The sequence below is a fragment of the Frankia sp. AgKG'84/4 genome, assembly GCF_023242965.2.
GTDB lineage: Bacteria > Actinomycetota > Actinomycetes > Frankiales > Frankiaceae > Frankia.
The window spans coordinates 1-5,300 of record NZ_JALKFU020000366.1 but is presented as its reverse complement, the minus strand read 5'-3'; the positions used below and the strand labels follow the sequence as shown (position 1 = coordinate 5,300).

5 protein-coding genes and 1 pseudogene are annotated in these 5,300 nt (G+C 71.4%); 1 reads left to right on the top strand and 5 read right to left on the bottom strand.

Annotated elements, in window-relative coordinates; translation table 11 throughout:
• Positions 1–903 (bottom strand): phosphatase PAP2 family protein (locus MXD58_RS19155; RefSeq protein ID WP_250609670.1); only part of this gene is annotated, 903 nt, incomplete at its 3' end.
• 582 nt (positions 904–1,485) lie between these two features.
• Here MXD58_RS19155 and MXD58_RS19150 point away from each other — a divergent pair.
• Positions 1,486–2,241, top strand: coding sequence for an SDR family oxidoreductase (locus MXD58_RS19150; RefSeq protein WP_248838795.1), 756 nt, complete (start codon positions 1,486–1,488; stop codon positions 2,239–2,241).
• Between the two features lie 28 nt (positions 2,242–2,269).
• On the opposite strand, the gene MXD58_RS19145 is transcribed toward MXD58_RS19150, so the two are convergent.
• The 4 genes and pseudogenes from MXD58_RS19145 to MXD58_RS19130 form a co-directional block, all read right to left on the bottom strand.
• Entirely contained in the window at positions 2,270–2,689 is a 420-nt protein-coding gene (locus MXD58_RS19145) for a hypothetical protein (protein WP_248838796.1), read from the bottom strand.
• Positions 2,690–3,230: 541 nt separating this feature from the next.
• On the bottom strand, positions 3,231–3,389 hold the full coding sequence (locus MXD58_RS19140; RefSeq protein ID WP_248838797.1) for a hypothetical protein: 159 nt from the start codon (positions 3,387–3,389) through the stop codon (positions 3,231–3,233).
• A gap of 568 nt (positions 3,390–3,957) precedes the next feature.
• Complete coding sequence (locus tag MXD58_RS19135) at positions 3,958–4,839, bottom strand: TIGR03854 family LLM class F420-dependent oxidoreductase (protein WP_248838798.1); 882 nt, start codon at positions 4,837–4,839, stop codon at positions 3,958–3,960.
• Positions 4,840–4,941: 102 nt separating this feature from the next.
• Positions 4,942–5,300: pseudogene (locus MXD58_RS19130) on the bottom strand (thioesterase domain-containing protein); the annotation flags it as partial.

The window sequence follows — 5,300 nt, the reverse complement described above, 5'->3', positions numbered from 1 at the left end:
GGGCCGGGCCGCGCCACGCGCGGCCCACCGGCGGTTGGCCTGGTTCAGCAGCACGATCGAGACGACGACGAGCGAGGAACCGACCACGCCGTCGAGCCAGTAGTGATTGGCGGTGATGACGACAACGGTGATCGTCAGCACCGGGTGCAGCACGGCGAGCCACCGGACCCGGTGCCGCAGGATCGTAATGATCGCCCATGCCTCGATCAGTGACCAGCCGACGTGCAGGCTCGGCATCGCGGCGTACTCGTTGGCGATGCCGCCGCTGCCCTCGCCGTAGGGCGAGGGGCCGTAACGTGCGCCGGTGTCGACCAGCGGGATGTGCAGGACGGAGGGCAGGAAGCGGGGCGGCGCGAGCGGGTACAGCAGGTGGATGACCAGCGCGATACCGGTCGTCAGAATCAGGACGTTGCGCACCCGGGTCCAGTGCCGCCGATGCCGGATGAACACCCAGAGCAGCAGGGCAATGACTGAAGGAAAGTGGACGAGGATGTAGAACCAGTCCGCGGACCGGATCAGGACCTGGCTGTGCAGTGCGAGGTGCTGGGCCGATGCCTCACTCGGCAGCCGCAGGATCCGTTCGAGCCGCCAGACGCTCTTCGCGTTGGCCAGGGCCGCGGGTTCCCGGCCCGCGGCGAGGTGCCGGCTGAAACTGTAGGCGCCGTAGAGCACCGCGATGAGAAGCAGCTGGCTGGCCGCGTACGCCACGGCGCCCACGACACCGCGCACCCCGGCGAGGCGGCGGATCTCGACGGGTCCCGCGTCGGCCCCGCCGGCTTCGCCCCGCCGCGCGGCTGGGCCACCCACCGGCCGGTCGTCGAGCGCGCCGAGGGCATGGCGCCCCAGCGGCGAACGCACCGCGCCGCGACGATCAGCCGAGTCCCTGCACCCGACCTGGGCCATCCCACCCCTCCCATCTGACGATCCGCGCCGCGCGTCCGGTCAACACGACCCAAACAGACGAACGTCTCCGACTCGCCGGAATTCCGCGTGGACCCGGATCACCGCCCGCTCAGCGGGACGCGACACCGAGACGACCCGGGGCTACCGCACCCAAGGCGGGACCTCCGCCCACGGGGAAGCGCCGGGCGACTCCGGCCCCGCAGGATCAAGGGGTGCCCGTGGCCGGCCCGTCAGGTCCTCGCCCACGACTCTGCTCCCTCCAGACCTGCCCACGCCACGAATATCTGCCGTCGGACATCCACCCCATGAACGGATGGTCCACCGACAACCCGATCAGGCCACACCGCAGACCCAATAAACGTCGGCAAGTGTGACAGCCAGGACGAAGGACGCCCACAAACCCGCCGAGATTCACCCATGAAGAAGACAAGCAGGACCACAATTTCGGTACAGGTGGCGGCCGGTCCCGCTTCCGGTCGCTCAGCGCCGACGGGCACCCTCGCTCACAGTGGCAGCGCACGGCAACCCGCGTGACAGCGTCCGGTCTGGGCTTCCCCACCGGTCGGTCGAGAGGGAGACGACATGGACGAGCACCGTCACGGGGTCGCGGTCGTAACCGGTGGGGGACGCGGTATCGGCGCCGCCTGCGCCGTGGCGCTCGCGGGCCGCGGCTGGGACGTCTGCCTGGGATACCGGTCCGACTCGGCGGCGGCCGAGTCGACCGCGCGGCGATGTCGCGCCCTAGGCGCCGCGACGACCACCGTGCGTGGCGATCTGGCGCTGCCCGAGGCGGTGCCGGACCTGTTCGCCGCTGCGGACCGGCTGGGCCCGGTCACGGTGCTCGTCAACAACGCCGGCGTCGTCGCGCCCTCGGCCCGGGTGGACGAGATCGACGCGGAGCGTCTGCACCGGATGCTGTCCGTCAACGTCATCGCCGCGTTCCTGTGCGCGGGGGCGGCGGTGCGGCGGATGTCGAACCGCCACGGCGGGGGCGGCGGTTCGATCGTGAACGTCTCGTCCGCGGCCGCGCGGCTCGGCAGCCCGGGGGTCTACGTCGACTACGCGGCGAGCAAGGGCGCGCTGGACACCCTGACGATCGGCCTCGCCAAGGAGGTCGCGCAGGAGGGCATCCGCGTCAACGGCGTACGCCCCGGCTTCGTCGACACCGAGATCCACGCCAGCGGCGGCGACCCGGACCGGGCTCGGCGGATGGCCGACGTCATTCCGCTCGGCAGGCCAGGCCGGGCGGACGAGGTCGCGGCGGCAGTCGGCTGGCTCTGCGGCGACGAGGCGTCGTATGTGACAGGGGCGACCCTCGATGTGACCGGGGGTCGCTAGGCGGCTCGGCCCCGCGGGCCGGCGCTGGTCAGCGCTGGCGGTGCGGGCGGAGGATCACCGTGGCGTCCGGATGGCGGCGGGTGTAGCGCACGGCGGCGCGACGGCTGGAACCCGCCGCCCACTCCAGCGTCCACTCGACCCCGACGAGATCGAGCAACGAGCGCAGCCGGTGCTCGAGTTCGTCCCGGGTCTCCTGCTCGGCGACCCGGGCGGCGCACACGACCGTCTCGACGCCGAAGGCGCAGTACACCCCGGCCGTCCAGCGGGCCCATCTGGACCATCGGTCCATCGTCGCGATCAGCACGAGTCGGGCGCCCAACCGCGCGGCGAGGTCGGCCGCCAGCAGCACGTCCGCCATGTCTGCCAGCTCGCCGACACGCAGACCGACCACGACGTGCCGGTCGCTGCGCACCAGTCGGGGAGTTTTCGTAGGCTCCGCCCGTTCCACGTTTCCTCCCGCGATGCTTTCCCAGTGCCGACCGCCCGTCGGTGTGCACGGGATTGTCTCGCTTCACGGCCTGCGATGTCGGGGTATCCGGCAGGTCATCCGTACCCCCTCGATCCCCAGATCACCTGTTCGGGATCACGATTGGGGCGTGGGCCCGACCAGCTGGTCCTCGAATGCACCAGATGGCAGGTTCCGCTCCACTCGTCGGCCGCTCACTGTTCCTGGGTTGATTGTGGCGGCCCGCACCGAAAAGGGGAAGAGCCCACGGGCATCCGCTGCCCCGGAGTGCTGCCACCGGCGGGTGACGCCGACCAGCCATGACCCAGCAGACCCGGCCGTTTACTTCCGGTGCTTCGGTTACGCGTGGGATAGGTCACCCGTCACTCTCGGGCACAAGGAAGCCCATCGGTGGGAGCCCCGCGTATCGGTTCGATACGCACGCCAAACACCGGTCCCGTCGACGAAATCTGACGTCGGCGTCCGAATACTGTGCGATCTCACCGTCATCGACCGCGTCCTTGACCGGCCAGAATCGCACCGGTCAACCGGCCCGCCGTCTTTGTCCCGGCTCGATGGGGTCCCCGCCGCCGGACTGGCCGGCGAACCGGCCGACGGGTGCGGTCTCGGCCGGGTCGTTCGCCGACCGGTCAGCCCCGACCGCGCGCACCGCCAGGTAGTGGGACAGCCGCCCTGCCAGCACGGACGCCCTGCCAGCACGGACGCCCGGTCTGCGCCGATCGCCGGCCGCAGCCCCGGACCGGCCCGGCAGCCGGACGCCGCACCGGCTCCGGTGGCGGAACGGCGCACCAGCGAGCGCCCGGGCAGGCCAACAACGGATGGGGCGGGTCCCGGCCGTCACCTTGAACGCCGCTTCACCAACACGAACTCGACAAACCTGATGCTTTTCACCGGAAGGTGGTCTTTCGGTGGCACCGAAGACGCGACGGCCGGGCCGGATCGCACCGAACGATGGTTCAGACAATGTGCCATCCGGCGCGGTCTGCTCGCCCGCCCGCTGGTCGCCGCTGAGCCGAGCGGACGTCGATCGAGCCGCAGCGGGATTCCAGCCAGGCCGCGCGATTACGCCGACCCACGGACCGGCCGGTCCACATGGCGGGACGTAGGTCCGTAGGTGAAGCGGGCGAAGTGGGCGAAGTGGGCGAAGTGGTGAAGTGGGCGAAGTGGTGAAGCCGCGGCGAGCCAGCCGGAACCGGTCGGGTGCCTTCGTGAAAACGATCCGCCCGGTTCCGCCGCCGCCCGCCACGGGCTCAGGTCTCCAGTCGCCTCAGTTCGGCCACGAAGGAATCCAGGAAGGCCGGCCAACCGTCCGGGGTCGTCACCGGATAGATCACGAACTTGCTCACCCCGGCGTCGACATACTCCGCGATCGACGCCCGGGCCGCATCCCAGCCGACGGGGATCAGCGACGCCGGATCGACGTCCGGATTGCGCTGTCGCATCGCATCGAGGCGTTCGGCCGGGGGCGCGTCGAAGGCGATCGACAGGCTCAGGCCGTAGTGGTCGTCGTCGATGTGACGCCCCGCGTCCGCGGCGGATCGGCGGATCTCGGCGATGCCGGCGGCGGCCTGCCCGGGACTGACCAGGCTGGCGAGCCAGCCGTCGCCGAAGCGGCCAATGCGGCGCAGGGCCGCCGGGGCCGCACCGCCGAGCCAGATGTCCAGCGGGCGGTCCGGCAGCGGGCCGATCCCGACGTCCGTGAAGTCGAAGAACTCGCCGCTGAAGGTCACCCGCGGCTCGCTCAGCAGGCGCCGCAGCACCTCGAGGGCCTCGTCGAAGACCGCACCCCGCCGGCCCGCGGGCACCGGATAGGCCGCCCGGTCGCCGGGCCTCGCCGGGCCCAGGCCCAGCACCGGCAGCACCCGGCGGGGGCCGAGCAGCGCCAGCGAGGCGAGGTGCTTGGCGAGCAGCACCGGGTTCCGGCCAGGCAGTACTGCCACCCCGGTACCGATCTTCAGACTGCTGGTGCGGCCCAGGGCGTAGGCCAGCCCGGCGAGCGGGTCCACCGCGGGCGAGGACAGGTGCTCGGACAGCCAGAGAGAGTCGATCTCAAGCTTCTCCAGCTGGTCGACCAGCGCGGCGAAGTCCGCCGGCCCCGCGGCGCCGAGGCCGATCCCGATGCGGACCTTCATCTGGCCTCCGTCCGATCCCGCCCTGGCTCACCCCTCCATAGTGCGCCCCAGACCTGCGATGTGCGTCACTTTTACGGGTGACAAATCGGCCTTTTCTGCCAGTCAGCCCGCGCTGGCCCCGTCCGATGCCGTGGCGAGGTCGGATTGAAGGTCATCGACGATCCGCCGCAGCAGTGGTTCGCGCAGGACGACCCGGTGATCGCCGGGGATCCGCCGGATCGCGGCGGGACCGGTGAGCACGCCGCGCCACGCCTCGATCTCGTCGTGGTCGTCCGCGAGCCAGACCACCGCCGGACCGTCGTAGGTGTGCGGGCGGTAGGTCATCGTCAGGATGCGGCCCTGGTTGTGGAACGTCTCGTAGCGGTGCGTTCCCCGGAACCGGACCAGGCCGGCCAACGGCAGCTCGACGAGCTGGCGGAGCCGGTCGGCCACGACCCGCGGGCTCAGCGCCGGCCCGTCGC